Raw genomic sequence first — 15,610 nt, forward strand, 5'->3', positions numbered from 1 at the left:
AGTAAAAAACACATATATTCATTCTAGAACTTTAACATTACACAGCCAGCTAAACACTGTAATCCACCCGCATAATAGGTATCGGAAAGATGCACTATAAACAAAAAACACTACAAGAAAACAACTTAACAACGCACCTCAACACAACCATCAAAAAAGAAAGAGCATCCCGCAAAAGCGTGCTATTTGCCACAACCTCACACCAATGCAAGCATTGAAAACAAAGACAAGAAAGCTAACCCGAACCAATAATTTGCATAATCCAATGAAAACCACTACCTTTGCATGGTTAAAGCCGAAAAAATAGGTCGGCACATAACATCTATTCAAGTTGTACATAATTATAAAACAAGATAAAAGAGAATGATAACTGTTACAAATCTTGCTATTCAATTCGGTAAGCGAGTGCTCTACAAAGACGTGAACATGAAGTTCACTTCAGGAAACATTTATGGCATCATCGGTGCAAATGGGGCTGGAAAGTCCACCCTTCTCAAAGCCATTAGTGGCGAACTAGAACCCAACAAGGGTACGGTGGAGCTGGGACCAGGCGAACGTCTTTCGGTTTTGGATCAGGATCACTTTAAGTTCGACGAATATCGCGTTATAGATACTGTGCTGATGGGTCACCAAAAGCTATGGGACAACATGAAAGAACGCGAAGCTCTATATGCGAAAGAAGAAATGACCGAAGAGGATGGCAATCGCGCAGCCATACTGGAAGAGAAGTTTGCTGAAATGAATGGCTGGGAAGCCGAAAGCGATGCAGCACAAATGCTGAGCAACCTGGGCGTGCCTGATGCCTTGCACTATAAACAAATGAGCGACCTATCAAACAACGAAAAAGTGCGCGTGATGCTGGCAAAGGCTCTATTTGGCAACCCCGATAACCTTTTGCTCGACGAGCCTACCAACGACTTAGACCTCGACACTGTAAACTGGCTTGAGGAATACCTAGGCAACGTGGAACAAACGGTGCTCGTTGTTAGTCACGACCGTCACTTCCTCGATGCAGTGAGCACCCAAACGGTGGATATCGACTTTGGAAAGGTTACCATTTTCTCGGGTAACTACTCGTTCTGGTACGAAAGTTCGCAGTTGGCTTTGCGTCAAGCACAAAACCAAAAGCAGAAAGCCGAAGAGAAACGCAAGGAGTTGGAGGAATTTATTCGTCGCTTCTCTGCCAATGTGGCAAAAAGTAGACAAACCACTTCGCGTAAAAAGATGCTCGAAAAACTTAACGTTGAAGAAATCAGACCTTCAAGCCGCAAATACCCCGGCATCATTTTCCAGATGGAACGCGAACCTGGAAACCAAATTCTAGAGGTTGAAGGATTGAAAGCCACCGACAATGAGGGCAACGTTTTGTTCGACAACGTGTCGTTTAACGTGGAGAAAGGTCAGAAAGTGGTGTTCCTTAGCCATAACCCTAAGGCCATGACGGCACTCTTCGAGATTATCAATGGCAACCGCGAAGCCGATGCTGGTACCTACAAATGGGGCGTTACCATCACTACTGCTTACTTGCCTTTAGATAATACCGAATTCTTTAATAGCAAACTGAACCTTGTTGACTGGCTCAGTCAATACGGACCAGGAAACGAAGTGGTAATGAAAAGTTATCTAGGACGCATGCTCTTCTCGGGCGAAGACGTACTTAAAGAGGTGAATGTGCTATCAGGAGGCGAGAAAATGCGTTGTATGATTGCGCGCATGCAAATGAAAAATGCTAACTGTTTGATACTAGACACACCCACCAACCACTTGGACTTGGAAAGCATTCAGGCCTTCAACAACAACTTAGTGGGCTTTAAGGGTAACATACTCTTTGCCAGTCACGACCACCAATTCATACAATCGATAGCCGACCGTATTATCGAACTAACACCCAGTGGCACCATCGACAAGCTGATGAGCTACGACGACTACATTTACGACCCTGCCATTAAGGAACAAAGGGCCAAAATGTACAACGTATAAAACAGGTTGGCAAGGTATTTGCTAGATTACTTACAAAGACTTAATACAGTAAACAAACAAATACACATTTGGAATGAACGAAAAAATGACAGACGAAAACATGGAAAAGAAGGCCAACAGCAACCTCCAGAACAACGAGGAGGCTGTTGACCTTAACCAAGATACAAACAAAGACGAGGCTAACGAGCCACAAGAACAACCACAAGCAACCGAAGAAGACAACTCTACGGAAGAAGAAAAAATTACACAACAACTGGAAGAGTTGAAAGATAAGTATCTTAGAACTGTGGCTGAATTCGACAACTTTAAGCGTCGCACACTAAAAGAAAAAACCGAACTTATTCTTAATGGTGGTGAAAAAGCCATCACTGCCATTCTACCCATTATCGACGACATGGAAAGAGCCATTGAAAACGCACACAAACAAGAGTGCGTTGATGCAGTGGAAGAAGGCTGGGAGCTGATTTATAAAAAGCTACTAAGCACTCTCGAGGGTATGGGCGTGAAGAAAATTGAAGTTGAAAACAAAGATTTCGACGTGGATTTCCACGAAGCTGTGGCTATGGTTCCAGGTATGGGCGATGATAAAAAAGGAAAAATCATCGACTGCGTGCAAACTGGTTATACCCTTAACGATAAAGTTATCAGACATGCCAAAGTGGCTGTTGGACAATAATTGACCAGGCTGAAAAGGAAAGAAAATGGCAAAAAGAGACTATTATGAAGTGCTGGGCGTTGACAAAAACGCTACGGAAGACGAGATAAAAAAGGCTTATCGCAAACTCGCCATCAAATATCACCCCGACAAAAACCCCGACGACAAGGAAGCCGAAGAAAAGTTTAAAGAGGCTGCTGAAGCTTATGATGTGCTGCACGACCCCAATAAACGACAACAATACGACCAATTTGGCTTTGACGGACCTGCTGGAGCAGGTGGTTTCGGTGGCTTTGGTGGTGGTTCGGGCATGGATATGGACGACATATTCTCAATGTTCGGCGACATCTTTGGTGGGCATAGAGGCTTTGGGGGCTTCTCTGGATTTGGCGGAGACGCACGTGGTGGCCGACATGCACAATACAGAGGAAGCGACTTGCGTCTAAAAGTGCGCCTGTCGTTGCAAGAGATTGCCACAGGTATCACCAAGAAGTTTAAAGTTAAAAAAGATGTTACCTGTAATCATTGCCATGGAACTGGCGCTGAAGAAGGTAGCGGAACAGAGACTTGCCCAACATGTAAAGGACAAGGTATAGTTACAAAAACTGTGAGAACCATGCTAGGCATGATGCAAACTCAAAGCGAATGCCCCACCTGCCATGGCGAAGGAACGGTTATTAAGACCCCTTGCCATAGCTGTAAAGGCTCTGGTGTGATCAAAGGTGAAGAAGTGGTAGAGATTAAAATACCAGCTGGAGTGGCCGAAGGAATGGTGGTTAACGTCCCTGGAAAAGGCAACGCAGGCAAACGAAACGGCATAACTGGCGACATACAAGTGTTTATTGAGGAAGAACCTAACGACACATTCGTGCGCGATGGCAACGACCTTATATATAATGAACTACTAGATTTCCCCACTGCTGCCTTGGGTGGAAGCCTCGAAATACCACTGGTAGACGGCGGTAAGGTGAGAATGAAAGTTGCTCCTGGAACACAACCGGGAACTGCCTTGCGATTGCGAGGCAAAGGTTTGCCTGCCATTCAGGGCTATGGCTCGGGTACGGGCGACCTCATTGTAAACCTTAGCGTGTATGTGCCTAAGGCAATGACAAGCGAAGAGAAGTCCATGCTAGAGAAATTGTCCGAAAGCGATAACTTTAAAGGCGACAAAGCCACAAAAAAAACAATATTCCAAAAATTCAAGAATTACTTTAACTGATGAACTATCAGGAGACAATTCAGTATCTATACAATAGCACCCCTGTTTTCGAACATGTGGGTGCTTCTGCATATAAAGAGGGCTTAGACAATTCGTTGGCACTAGATGAACACCTGGCTATGCCCCATCGCCAGTTTAAAACCATCCATGTGGCTGGAACCAACGGCAAAGGGTCTACCGCGCATACGCTGGCAGCCATTCTTCAAGCATGTGGCTATCGCGTGGGATTGTACACATCGCCCCACCTTATCGACTTTCGCGAGCGCATTCGCGTTAATGGAGAGCCACTTTCGGAAGCCTATGTGGTGAATTTCGTGGCAAAACATCGCGATTTTTTCGAGCCATTGCATCCCTCGTTTTTCGAATTAACCACTGCTATGGCCTTCAGTTACTTTGCAGAAAGTAGTGTTGACGTAGCCGTTATCGAAGTGGGTTTGGGCGGAAGGCTCGATTGCACCAACATTATCAGTCCTGTGCTCTCGGTTATCACCAACATCAGCCTCGACCACACTGGCTTTTTGGGCAACACCTTGGCACAAATAGCTTCTGAAAAAGCAGGTATTATAAAGAAAGAAACGCCTGTTGTTGTGGGAGAAACCACAGCAGAAACACACCCTGTGTTTGCAAACAAAGCCAAAGAAATGCACGCGCCCATGGTTTGGGCCGAAGAAAAACCCGAAGTGTTACAGTGGCAACACCGCAACGAGGGTGGCATAAGTTTACAAACCCGTAGCTTTGGCAACGTGGTTTTCGAACTGGGAGGCAACTATCAACACCACAACGCCAACACCATCTTAACAGCAACATTGCAATTACAGACTTTAGGCTTTGCCATAACAGCAACAGCAGTGGCTCAAGGCATGGCCAACGTGTGCCAATCAACAGGTTTGCAAGGCAGATGGCAAACATTAAGCACAGCCCCCAGAGTGATTTGCGACACAGGACACAACGTTGCAGGCTGGCAATACCTTAGCACACAACTAGCAGCACAAAGCTATCGCACGCTGCGCATGGTGTTTGGCATGGTAGACGATAAGGATTTAGACACGGTTCTTACGCTCTTACCTAAGAATGCAACCTATTATTTCACGCAAGCTAGCACGCATAGAGCAGTGCCTAGTGAGATTGTGGCGCAAAAAGCAGAACAAAACGCATTGCATGGCCATATATATAATAAGGTAAGAACAGCCTACGATGCAGCCCTAAACGATGCAGAAGAAGGAGATTTGGTGTTTGTGGGCGGAAGTAGCTATGTGGTGGCCGACTTGCTATCAAGCCTTGAAACACCCCCAATAACAACAAATAAACCTTAAAACCAAAGAAAGACAAGTGCGCTCTTTCAACTAAAATTTGCGTACTAAAGGATAAAGATTAAACCAAATATTAGCAAAAGGAAAGCGGTGGAGTTGTCTGTTGAATATTTTTAACACGAAACCACCGCTTTTAATATATTAATATTTGTTGTATTCATTTTTTTTCGTTTACTTTGCAACAAAGTATAACTAAAAACTTTCTTATATGACGAACACAGATAAGGTACAAAATGCATGCGGGCTGAAGCGTGAAGACTTTCAAGCTCGCATCGACGGCAAAGAAACCGATTTGTATATTCTCCGCAACGAAGCAGGAAACGAAGTGGCCATTACCAACTATGGCGGAGCAATTGTGGCTATCATGGTTCCCGATAAGCATGGAAATTTGGCCAATGTGATACAAGGACATGACAATATACAAGACGTAGTAAACTCGCCCGAACCCTATCTCTCTACGCTTGTGGGCAGATATGGCAATAGAATAGCCAAAGGCAAGTTTCAATTGCATGGCAAAGAGTATAGCCTGCCCATCAACAATGGGCCCAATTCGCTGCATGGAGGCAAGAAAGGATTTAACGCTAAAGTGTGGGATGCACTACAAATGAACGATAATACACTTGTTCTGAACTACACTAGCGCATATGGTGAAGAGGGTTTCTCTGGCGAACTCAAAACCACAGTTATCTATTCGTTCAACAAAGACAACGAGTTGGTTATTGAATACATGGCCAAAACAAACAAAAAAACAGTCATCAACCTTACCAGTCACGGTTTTTTCTCGCTCGCAGGTATAGCCAACCCCACACCGAGCATTGAGAATTTGGAGTGCGAAATTAATGCAGACTTTTATATTCCTATTGATGAAGTGAGTATCCCCACGGGCGAAATACGTTTTGTTAAGGACACTCCCTTCGACTTTAGAACGCCAAAGACCATCGGACAAGATATTGATGCCGACCACGAACAAATTAAAAACGGTGCTGGTTACGACCATTGTTTTGTGCTTAACAAGCGCGAAGAGGGCGAACTAAGCTTTGCTGCAAGGATTACAGAGCCCAATACGGGTCGCACAATGGAGGTTTACACCACCGAACCTGGTGTGCAACTCTACACTGACAACTGGGCAGATGGATATAAAGGACAACACGGTGCCACCTTCCCACGAAGAAGTGGTATCTGCTTTGAAGCACAACACTTCCCAGATTCGCCCAATCGCCCCTACTTCCCCTCTGTGGTGCTCAACCCTGGCGAACAATATAAGCAAAAAACCATTTACAAATTCGGAACAAAAGCATAAACCATTTATCTCAATAGACCCGCTCTTTGATTGGTCTGCTATGCCTTTGACTAGATGTGGCACGTTTCTATACAGCTTATTCAATTGCTCTTCGAACAACAAAGTGCGTAACAAACCACACCACATCAGTTTCTTTTCGCAGAAAAAGCCTCAAAGTACAACCGCTAAAGGTTGTGCACACAATCAAAGATGGGCCATAACTAAAAGCATTTATTACTAAAACTAAAATGGAAAATAAACAAGCAAAAAGTGGAAGCATAGTAGCCATTGTCACAATGATGTTTCTCTATGCAATGATTTCATTCGTGACAAACCTCGCTGCACCCATTGGCATCATCTGGAAACAAGCTTTCCAAGGCGATAGCGCCAACACCGTGGGTATGCTGGGCAACGCTATGAACTTCTTGGCCTATCTCTTCATGGGCATTCCCGCTGGTAAGCTACTCTCAAAGATTGGCTACAAGCGCACTGCTCTCGTGGGTATTGCCCTTGGTTTCTTTGGCGTATTGGTGCAATTCCTAGCTGGTGGCGTTGGCGATAAGGTTTCAGGCTTTGCCGTTTACCTGCTCGGAGCCTTCATTTCGGGCTTCTCGGTTTGTACGCTTAACACAGTTGTAAACCCCATGCTCAACCTTTTGGGTGGCGGTGGCAACCGTGGTAACCAGCTAAACCTTGTTGGTGGTACGCTTAACTCACTATCTGGTACGCTTACGCCAATGTTCGTGGGTGCACTTATCGGTACAGTAACGGCCAAAACCACACTCGTAGACATCAACCTTGTACTTTATATCGCCATGGGTGTATTTGCTGCAGCCTTCGTTGCACTGCTCTTTATCCCCATTGCCGACCCACAAATGGGTAAGACTTCAGCCGAAACAGTTTACGAAAGAAGTCCATGGGCCTTCCGCCACTTTGTTCTTGGCGCCATCGCCATCTTCATTTACGTGGGAGTTGAAGTTGGAATACCCGGCACACTAAACTTCTACCTCTCTGATACTGGTGCTAATGGTGGTGGACTTGACCCCGCAACAGCAGTTAAGATTGGCGGTTTTGTGGCTGGCACCTATTGGTTTCTCATGCTTGTAGGCCGTTTCTCTGCTGGATTTATTGCCGATAAGGTATCAAGTAAAACCATGATGATTGCCACATCGAGCTTGGGCATCGTGCTAATCCTGTTGGCAATGGTTCTTGGTAAGAGCACAACAATGGCTATGCCCGTGTTTACTGGCTCGTCATTCCAGTTTGTTACTGTGCCTGTTGCAGCACTCTTGCTAGTGCTTTGCGGTCTTTGCACCTCAGTAATGTGGTCAAGCATCTTTAATTTGGCTACCGAAGGCCTTGGCAAATACTCGGCTGCAGCTTCAGGTATCTTTATGATGATGGTTGTTGGTGGCGGTGTTCTACCTCTCATGCAGAACTTTATTGCCGACAATGCAGGCTATCTCATCTCTTATGCCATACCACTCATCGGCTTAGTTTACATTCTGTTCTATGCCGTTATCGGTAGCAAGAACGTGAACAAGGATATCCGTGTTGACTAACTCGAACGAATGGCAAACAAATTATTAGTTAAACAAATTGCATACACAAAACCTAAAACTCATTAATATGATGGATATTGAACATGTAAGAAGTCGCTTCATCAAGCACTTCGATGGAAAGACTGGCAACATATACGCATCTCCCGGACGTATCAACCTTATTGGCGAGCATACCGACTACAATGGAGGATTTGTTTTCCCAGGAGCGGTAGACAAAGGCATTATGGCCGAGGTGCGCCCTAATGGAACGGACACTGTTATGTGCTACTCTATCGACCTTAAAGACCGTGTTGAATTTAAAGTAGACGACCCTAATGGTCCTCGTGCTAGCTGGGCTCGCTACATCTATGGCGTTATCCAAGAAATGAAAAAGCTTGGCGTTGACGTTAAAGGCTTCAACACTGCGTTCTCGGGCGACGTGCCTTTGGGCGCAGGAATGTCGTCATCGGCTGCACTCGAAAGCTGCTTTGCTTTCGCACTGAACGACCTTTTTGGAGACAATAAGGTGTCTAAATGGGACATGGTACTTGCAGGACAGGCCACCGAACACAACTATTGTGGTGTGATGTGTGGTATTATGGACCAGTTTGCTAGCGTGTTCGGACAAGAAGGTAAGCTCATGCGATTGGATTGCCGTTCTAGAGAGTTTGAATATTTCCCCTTCAACCCACAAGGATATAAGCTTGTTTTGCTTGATTCTAAAGTAAAACACGAACTGGCTTCATCGGCTTATAACCAAAGAAGACAAAGTTGCGAAAACGTTGTTGCTGCTCTTAACGCTAAATTCCCCGAAAAGAAATTTGAGACTTTGCGTGATGCCGACTGGAAAGAGCTTGACGCTGTGAAGGATGAAGTTTCTGAAGAAGACTTTAAACGCGCTCACTTCGTTCTCGGAGAGAAAGACCATGTGTTGGCTGTTTGTGATGCTTTGAACGCTGGCGACTACGAAACAGTAGGACAAAAGATGTACGAAACGCATCATGGGTTGAGCAAAGAATACGAAGTTTCGTGCGAAGAACTTGACTATCTAAACGATTTGGCTAAAGAAAATGGCGTTACAGGTAGTCGTATCATGGGCGGCGGATTTGGCGGTTGCACCATCAACCTCGTTAAAGACGAACTTTATGATAAGTTTATTGCCGATGCTAAGCAGAAATATGCTGCAAAATACAACCGTGAACCCGCCGTTTACGACGTGGTAATTAGCGATGGTTCGCGCAAAGTTTGCTAATAACGCATAACCAATTCAGGCTCATTGCCTGACAGTTGGCCACTAAGCAATAAAATGAAAGAGGATGTGCACAGCTTGTCACATCCTCTTTTTTACGCATTTTACCTTTTCTCGCCAACGCAGTACACAATCTCAATTGGCATTATTATAGTAAACAATGTTTCCTTTGGCAATAATAAACAAGCAACTTTTAGTTAAGCAATTATTGCTGTCTGGTAAAAATAAACAGAAAGTTCTGTATCTCTTTATCCATCGGTATTGCAGCCGTTTTACCCATCCTGGGGCTTGGTTTCCTATTTCAAACTGAAAGTATTATAGAATGCACTTATTTTGATAAGAAAAGACCTATAATAACCGATAATTCTAAGAAATAATAAGGTTAAATCTATTTTAACTAACACAGATATCCCCAAAAAAGTTTTACCGGACAGCAATATTAAGCAATAATATATTTATATCGAAAGCAGCAACAATATGAACGGAAAAACAAAGGCATTACTAAAAGAGTACGCTGCACGCTATGAAACAACGGCCTTCTTAAAGGAAGACCCTGCACGCTTTATGCACCTTGTTCAGGGCACAAACAACCAAGAAACGATGGCTTTCATTGCGGCAAGCCTAAGCTATGGAAACCGAAAGCAATTCTTTCCAAAGATAAATTTCGTGCTGGAAAAGTCGCAAGGCGAACCTTACAACTGGGTGAAAAGCGGACTGTTTGAACAAGACATACCACCAACCGACGACTGTTATTATCGCCTTTACACCAAAAAGATGATAAATAACCTACTTAAAACGCTGCAAACCCTACTCATTGAACATGGTAGTTTGCAGCAATATCTGCAGCACATGGCTGAAAACGATGCATTAAAGGCCATTACAGCACTATGCAATTACTTTAACGAGCATAACAAAACAGGTATTATCCCCTCCAATTCGCAATCTGCCTGCAAACGCCTTTGCATGTTTTTGCGATGGATGGTGCGCGACAATTCACCCGTAGACTTAGGCATTTGGAAAGACTCCATCGACAAACGCACCCTCATCATGCCACTAGACACACACGTTTTGACGCAAGCACAACGCCTAAAACTGCTCAAAAGCAAGTCAACCTCCATGTCTATCGCCAAGAAACTGACACAAGAAATGGCCAAAGTATTCCCTAACGACCCACTAAAAGCCGACTTTGCACTCTTTGGTTACGGCGTAAACCAGGGTCAGGAGTTATAAATATAAGGCCCTAAACACAGCCTTGTCAATATATTCTTCTAAGATAGTCAAAACCTTAGGGCATTATATCCTCCAGTATTTACACTTCAAAAGGATGCAAAAAGTCGAAACAATCTTTCAACTCATCGTAAATGCGCTGTACAGGCAAGCCCATCACATTGAAATAACTACCTTCTATGCGCTGAACACCCACATATCCAATCCACTCTTGAATACCATAGGCTCCAGCTTTATCAAATGGGCGATAACAATCTACATAAAAACTAATCTCATCGGCAGTCAGTTCTTTAAACCAAACCACCGTTGTTACAGCAAAACTACGCTGCCATTGTAGTGTACTAAGCGTAACACCCGTTATCACCTCATGACTTTTACCGCTTAATAAGGCCAACATTTGGTGTGCTTCGTCGGTATCATGCGGTTTGCCAAGTATCTTTCCATCGCACACCACAACCGTATCGGCAGTTAAAACCACCTCGTTCTCGGCCATCGTATCCAAATATGCCGCAGCCTTAGCCTTAGATATATGCACGGGTACTTCGTTTGTAGGCAAATCGTGCGGATAACTTTCGTCTATATCGCGAATTAATCTCACCTCAAAATCGATACCCAAACCACGCAACAGTTCTTTTCTACGTGGCGAATTACTCGCCAACACCAGTCTGTTTTTCATTTTCCTATTCTTTTTTGATAATCACCAGCCAAAGGCCTTTGCGTCTTTCATCCACAAACCCTTAGCTCGCAGCGTCTGTTCTATAACTTCTCGTCCGCATCCCATACCTCCAGCAGCTGTAGCCACATAGCAACTAATCGCCTTAATGTCGGCGCAAGCATCGGCTGGGCAGCATGCACAGCCACAACGCGACATCACTTCGTAATCAGGAATGTCGTCGCCAACAAACATTACTTCGTCGTCAGCTAGACCATAACGTGTTTTAAAATCTTCGTAGGCCAACAATTTCACACCTGCCTTCATATAAATGTCTTCTACTCCCAGTCCTTCGTAGCGTTTACGCACGGCCTTTGTGTCGCCACCAGTGATGATACAGATACGCAAACCCATCTTTTGTGCCAGTTGGATGGCGTATCCATCCTTAATATTCACTGTGCGAAGCGGTTCGCCATCTGCCGAAAGGGTGATAGTAGAAGCCGAAAGCACCCCATCAACATCAAACACGATGGCACGAATGCGTTGTAAATCGTAGTTTATCATTGTGTTATTTATTTGCCAGTTTATGAATCATTTCACTCATCAACTCGTAAAGTCGACGCCGATCTGCATCGTCTATAAGCTGCATTTGTCCCTGCATCACTTTTTTATCCTTTCTCACTGCTGGTCCTGTTTGTGCCTCAAGCGGAGTCATTCGGTGCACCTTAGCCGCTGTTTCGTCTATCAACGGGAGCAACAACCCAAAATCCAGTCCGCGACTCTTCAAGGTCTCACTTGCAAGTGTATAACAAAGGTTCACAAAATTGCAGCCAAACACTGCCGCCAAGTGCATCACACGCCTATCTTCAGATGAAGCAAGATGCACGTTGTTACTTAAAGCGTGTGCTATTCGCCATAAAATATCTTGCGAAAAAGCATTTGCCCCCTCAATTAAACAAGGAATAGTATTAAAATCTAAAGGCTTTTGTTTGGAAAAAGTTTGGAGCGGATAAAGTACACCATGGTTAACAGCCAAGTTGTTAAATACGCTCATTGGCACACTTCCAGCAGTGTGGGCATACACAGCATGCGGATTTAACCTGCAAACCTGTTGAATAACGCCTGGCAACGCATCATCTTTCAGCGCCAAGAGATACACATCGGCCGAATTGGAAAGCTCTTCGAGGCTGCTAACAGCCGATGCGTTCAAGACATTGGCCAACGTTTGCGCAGCTTCTAACGTGCGACTATACACCTGTTCTACACAAAAACCACTCTTAACCAAGGCCAAGCCCAAGCTTGTGGCCAGATTTCCAGCCCCAAGCAACACCATCTTAAACTGCTTAATATCGTTCATGTTCATTAGAAAGTGCCCACATGCACCTGCTCCCAAGGCGCATCATCGTCGTTTTTCAAGGGTAGTTCGCTAGCTTTATGCCCCAAGGCAAGAATGCAAAGCGTATCGAAGCCTTCTGGAATATTAAGAATACCGCGCACAATATCCACTGCACGCTCGCCACTATTCAGCCCACGGTTTCTAACCTGAACCCAACAGCTACCCAATCCCAAGTCTTCGGCCTGCAACTGCATGGCTAAGGTAGCGATAGAGCAGTCTTCAATCCAGCAATCGTTTTCGGCAACATTGGCCGTAACCACCACTGCCACTGCTGCATTTTTAAGTAAAGCAGCCCCCGACTCTTTACAATCTGCAAGTTTTTCAAGCGTGTTTTTATCTTCCACCACCACAAAATGCCACGACCTTCTGCTCTTTGCCGAAGGCGAAAGTAAGGCAGCATTAAGCACCAAGCTAAGTGCTTCGGGGTCTATTTTCTCCTGGGTGAACTTGCGACAGCTACGTCTGCTATGCATCAATTGGGCAAAACTTTTCATCGTTTCTTTTCTTTATTCAATTTTATTAATATCCACTCCTTCGTATTCGTCCATAAATTGAAGCAGAAAGTTGTCGTACACTTTCTTCTTCAGCTTTAAGTCAATAGTGACCACTAGCAAGTGTTTGCCATCGCCCAAAACCTTTTCTTGCATTTCGTAGCTAGCAATGTTCATATTCTTAGCCTTCATATCTTGCAGCACCGCTTTTATTTCGTTGCGCGTTGAAGCCGAAATAGTGAGCAATATGTGGCGCGTACCTATCTTACGCAATATCAAATGCAGGGCTTCAAGACATATCAACACCATCACAGTGGCCGAAGTGGCCAAAGCAAACATACCAGAGCCACATGTTAAACCAATGGCAGAGGTAACCCAAAGACCAGCAGCAGTGGTTAGTCCATGCACCACATGCTTCTGAAAAATGATAATACCTGCACCTATAAATCCGATGCCAGTAACTACTTGCGAAGCAATACGCGAGGGGTCGAGCGACACATTGGTAGCCTCTTGCAAAATATTATCAAAGCCCGAGTGCGACAAAATCATGAACAAGGCACTGCCTAACGACACCAAAAAGTGGGTTCTAAACCCTGCTTCTTTAGCCCTATACTCGCGCTCTAGGCCAATAGCTCCGCCCAGCAAGCCAGCAATAAAAATTCTAAGTGCAAAATCTAAATCCATTATATCATCGGTTTTATAGTTCTTCTAAAGGCACACAACACCAGCGACTCACCTTAATCATCACTCCCATTTCGGGCACTTCTTTTAGCAAGAAATATTTTTTGCTGCTCCGCACCAGTCGTCCTGTTAGTCCTTTTAGTGGTCCATGTTTCACCATAACGGGTGTTCCGCTCTTCAATTTAGCATCGGTGGCCGAAAGAAACTTGCGCATCTCTATTTCAGGACTGCACATCAACATAAAGTCCAGCATCTGCTTAGAGGGTATTTCATAATAAGCGCCAGTGGTTTTATCTTTCTTTATCACCGACATTTTAAATCTAGCCTCAGCAAAAATGCGCTTTAGTGCTGGTTCTTCCTGGCTTTTCTTAATAAATACGAGGTTAAACACCACGGGCTTAAACACGGGTTTGCCGTCGTTGTCGATTGTTTTCTGCTCGCTACATTCCATGGGTACAAAACAAGTAAGTCCTGCTCCGCTGAAATAATTGAGTGCTTCGTTCAGACGCAATGAAAACAAACGCACGGCATACCACGGGTAACCGTCGCCCGCTAATTCGTGAGGTGATGGAAATTCGTCAGTGGCTAATATCTCATTACTCTCTTTTCCAATCATGGATGTGCTGTGCATGTCAGTGCTTTTAATCTGCAAATATAAATAAAAATCCAACTTATTGCAACCTTTTTGACTGAAAAAGCGCTGTTTGACAGACGAAAAATCGAACAACTGCTCTTCTTCATCCTGCAACGCATATATATATTGGTGTTAATAGGCATGAACATCACTCTATTGAGTATGCCTTCTATCACACACGCGCATTAAAATTCTTAACTCAATACTACCTCTTGTCGCAAAATTTCTGTGCGATAAAAACAACAATAAAGCCTACTAAAACGAAAGATGTGATGCTGTGTCACTCGGATGCACCAATCAAACGTTAATCCAAACGTAATTACTTCGCGCTAACAAACACAACATAAATCGCTATCTATCAACAAAAAACATCATCCTGAATAGTCCCATTACAATTAAAGGAACGAGTAATTATTTTTATCTTGTGTAAAAAGTACATCTTTTGTTTGGCTAGATAAAAAACAATTCATAACTTTGCAGTGTAAATAATACACTAGTTTAATTATGGAAGAGTTAAAGTATTGCTACAAATACCCACACCTGGCAGTGACAACCGACAGTGTTATATTTGGTTTCGATGGCGCAAAGTTAAAGGTTTTGCTCATTGAGCGCGGTCAAGAACCACATAAAGGTAAGTGGGCATTCCCTGGCGGTTTCGTTCGTATGGACGAATCGTGCGAAGAAGGTGCGTTACGCGAACTGCAAGAAGAAACAAATATGAGCTGCGCGTATATGGAACAGTTTCGAACTTACAGCAACCCCAACCGCGACCCGCGCGAAAGAATAATTACCGTGGCTTATCTAGCATTGGTAAAAACGCAAGAAGTTCAGGCTGGAGACGATGCAAGTAAGGCGCAATGGTTCGACATTAACGAGGTGCCGCAACTGGCTTTCGACCACGATGTTATTCTTAGCGATGCACTGAAACATCTGCGCGAACGCATACATTTTCAACCTATAGGCTTTGAATTGCTGCCTGAGAAGTTTACCATGCGACAGCTTCAAAACCTATACGAGTCTATTCTCGAAGTGCATTTCGACCGTGGTAACTTCTCGAAAAAAATGCTCCACTTCAACATTCTCACACCCTTAGACGAAACTGTAAGACCTACCCCAAAACGAGAAGCACGACTTTACCGCTTTAATAAAGAAAGCTACGACGATTTAAAACAGAAGGGATTTAGATTAGAGTTTTAGGTGTTTATGACTTATGCCACTTGTAGTGGTCTATTTCACGAGATAATGTGTTTCTAGTTTACGAGATTGTGAGCCTACGAGTTGATAAGTTGGCATACA

The 15,610-nt window shown here is 44.2% G+C and carries 15 protein-coding genes; 9 read left to right on the plus strand and 6 right to left on the minus strand.

Going from position 1 to position 15,610, the window contains the following annotated elements:
* Nucleotides 1-363: 363 nt before the first annotated feature.
* The 8 genes from QME03_RS09325 to QME03_RS09360 all read left to right on the plus strand — a co-directional run bounded on the left by QME03_RS09325 (nt 364) and on the right by QME03_RS09360 (nt 10,463).
* Entirely contained in the window at nt 364-1,980 is a 1,617-nt protein-coding gene (locus QME03_RS09325) for an ABC-F family ATP-binding cassette domain-containing protein (RefSeq protein WP_281724193.1), read from the plus strand.
* 73 nt (nt 1,981-2,053) lie between these two features.
* A complete protein-coding gene (locus QME03_RS09330) occupies nt 2,054-2,656 on the plus strand; it encodes a nucleotide exchange factor GrpE (protein WP_281724194.1) in 603 nt (200 codons plus the stop codon).
* Between the two features lie 25 nt (nt 2,657-2,681).
* Complete coding sequence (gene dnaJ / locus QME03_RS09335; protein ID WP_281724195.1) at nt 2,682-3,854, plus strand: molecular chaperone DnaJ; 1,173 nt, start codon at nt 2,682-2,684, stop codon at nt 3,852-3,854.
* Complete coding sequence (locus QME03_RS09340) at nt 3,854-5,167, plus strand: bifunctional folylpolyglutamate synthase/dihydrofolate synthase (protein ID WP_281724196.1); 1,314 nt, start codon at nt 3,854-3,856, stop codon at nt 5,165-5,167. The genes dnaJ and QME03_RS09340 overlap by 1 nt, the downstream gene beginning before the upstream one ends.
* Before the next feature lie 205 nt (nt 5,168-5,372).
* Complete coding sequence (locus tag QME03_RS09345; RefSeq protein WP_281724197.1) at nt 5,373-6,464, plus strand: aldose epimerase family protein; 1,092 nt, start codon at nt 5,373-5,375, stop codon at nt 6,462-6,464.
* A gap of 227 nt (nt 6,465-6,691) precedes the next feature.
* Complete coding sequence (locus QME03_RS09350) at nt 6,692-8,005, plus strand: MFS transporter (RefSeq protein WP_273113106.1); 1,314 nt, start codon at nt 6,692-6,694, stop codon at nt 8,003-8,005.
* A gap of 70 nt (nt 8,006-8,075) precedes the next feature.
* Nucleotides 8,076-9,236: a galactokinase gene (gene galK / locus QME03_RS09355; protein WP_281724215.1), complete on the plus strand. Its 1,161-nt coding sequence runs from the start codon at nt 8,076-8,078 to the stop codon at nt 9,234-9,236.
* A gap of 474 nt (nt 9,237-9,710) precedes the next feature.
* On the plus strand, nt 9,711-10,463 hold the full coding sequence (locus QME03_RS09360) for a TIGR02757 family protein (RefSeq protein ID WP_281724198.1): 753 nt from the start codon (nt 9,711-9,713) through the stop codon (nt 10,461-10,463).
* 79 nt (nt 10,464-10,542) lie between these two features.
* Here the strand turns inward: QME03_RS09360 and QME03_RS09365 are convergent, their stop codons facing one another.
* Genes QME03_RS09365 through QME03_RS09390 form a run of 6 tightly spaced genes read right to left on the minus strand, consistent with a single transcriptional unit; the run spans nt 10,543 to nt 14,311 of the window.
* The gene (locus QME03_RS09365; RefSeq protein ID WP_281724199.1) at nt 10,543-11,136 is read right to left on the minus strand and encodes a Maf-like protein; all 594 of its coding nucleotides are present in this window, start codon (nt 11,134-11,136) and stop codon (nt 10,543-10,545) included.
* A gap of 21 nt (nt 11,137-11,157) precedes the next feature.
* Nucleotides 11,158-11,676 (minus strand): KdsC family phosphatase, encoded by a 519-nt coding sequence (locus QME03_RS09370; protein ID WP_281724200.1) that lies wholly within the window; start codon nt 11,674-11,676, stop codon nt 11,158-11,160.
* Nucleotides 11,677-11,680: 4 nt separating this feature from the next.
* Nucleotides 11,681-12,469: a Rossmann-like and DUF2520 domain-containing protein gene (locus tag QME03_RS09375; RefSeq protein WP_281724201.1), complete on the minus strand. Its 789-nt coding sequence runs from the start codon at nt 12,467-12,469 to the stop codon at nt 11,681-11,683.
* A 5-nt stretch (nt 12,470-12,474) separates the two neighbouring features.
* Nucleotides 12,475-13,002 (minus strand): nitroreductase family protein, encoded by a 528-nt coding sequence (locus QME03_RS09380; RefSeq protein ID WP_281724202.1) that lies wholly within the window; start codon nt 13,000-13,002, stop codon nt 12,475-12,477.
* A 12-nt stretch (nt 13,003-13,014) separates the two neighbouring features.
* Nucleotides 13,015-13,683, minus strand: a complete 669-nt coding sequence (locus QME03_RS09385) for an MgtC/SapB family protein (RefSeq protein WP_281724203.1) — start codon at nt 13,681-13,683, stop codon at nt 13,015-13,017.
* Between the two features lie 13 nt (nt 13,684-13,696).
* Nucleotides 13,697-14,311: a UpxY family transcription antiterminator gene (locus QME03_RS09390; protein WP_273148257.1), complete on the minus strand. Its 615-nt coding sequence runs from the start codon at nt 14,309-14,311 to the stop codon at nt 13,697-13,699.
* A gap of 507 nt (nt 14,312-14,818) precedes the next feature.
* Between QME03_RS09390 and QME03_RS09395 the strand changes: the two genes are divergently transcribed.
* A complete protein-coding gene (locus tag QME03_RS09395; protein ID WP_281724204.1) occupies nt 14,819-15,511 on the plus strand; it encodes an NUDIX hydrolase in 693 nt (230 codons plus the stop codon).
* The last annotated feature ends 99 nt before the right edge of the window (nt 15,512-15,610 follow it).

It is taken from the genome of Hoylesella shahii (assembly GCF_937990675.1).
Classification (GTDB): Bacteria; Bacteroidota; Bacteroidia; order Bacteroidales; family Bacteroidaceae; genus Prevotella; species Prevotella shahii.

Excerpts from the sequence above, each read along its gene's own strand:
- QME03_RS09395 (WP_281724204.1), top strand. The coding sequence starts at position 14,819 with ATGGAAGAGTTAAAGTATTGCTACAAATACCCACACCTGGCAGTGACA.
- QME03_RS09360 (WP_281724198.1), top strand. The coding sequence starts at position 9,711 with ATGAACGGAAAAACAAAGGCATTACTAAAAGAGTACGCTGCACGCTAT.
- QME03_RS09340 (WP_281724196.1), top strand. The coding sequence starts at position 3,854 with ATGAACTATCAGGAGACAATTCAGTATCTATACAATAGCACCCCTGTT.
- QME03_RS09365 (WP_281724199.1), bottom strand. The coding sequence starts at position 11,136 with ATGAAAAACAGACTGGTGTTGGCGAGTAATTCGCCACGTAGAAAAGAA.
- QME03_RS09345 (WP_281724197.1), top strand. The coding sequence starts at position 5,373 with ATGACGAACACAGATAAGGTACAAAATGCATGCGGGCTGAAGCGTGAA.
- QME03_RS09375 (WP_281724201.1), bottom strand. The coding sequence starts at position 12,469 with ATGAACGATATTAAGCAGTTTAAGATGGTGTTGCTTGGGGCTGGAAAT.
- dnaJ (WP_281724195.1), top strand. The coding sequence starts at position 2,682 with ATGGCAAAAAGAGACTATTATGAAGTGCTGGGCGTTGACAAAAACGCT.
- QME03_RS09330 (WP_281724194.1), top strand. The coding sequence starts at position 2,054 with ATGAACGAAAAAATGACAGACGAAAACATGGAAAAGAAGGCCAACAGC.
- QME03_RS09325 (WP_281724193.1), top strand. The coding sequence starts at position 364 with ATGATAACTGTTACAAATCTTGCTATTCAATTCGGTAAGCGAGTGCTC.
- QME03_RS09390 (WP_273148257.1), bottom strand. The coding sequence starts at position 14,311 with ATGCACAGCACATCCATGATTGGAAAAGAGAGTAATGAGATATTAGCC.
- QME03_RS09350 (WP_273113106.1), top strand. The coding sequence starts at position 6,692 with ATGGAAAATAAACAAGCAAAAAGTGGAAGCATAGTAGCCATTGTCACA.
- galK (WP_281724215.1), top strand. The coding sequence starts at position 8,076 with ATGGATATTGAACATGTAAGAAGTCGCTTCATCAAGCACTTCGATGGA.
- QME03_RS09385 (WP_281724203.1), bottom strand. The coding sequence starts at position 13,683 with ATGGATTTAGATTTTGCACTTAGAATTTTTATTGCTGGCTTGCTGGGC.
- QME03_RS09380 (WP_281724202.1), bottom strand. The coding sequence starts at position 13,002 with ATGAAAAGTTTTGCCCAATTGATGCATAGCAGACGTAGCTGTCGCAAG.
- QME03_RS09370 (WP_281724200.1), bottom strand. The coding sequence starts at position 11,676 with ATGATAAACTACGATTTACAACGCATTCGTGCCATCGTGTTTGATGTT.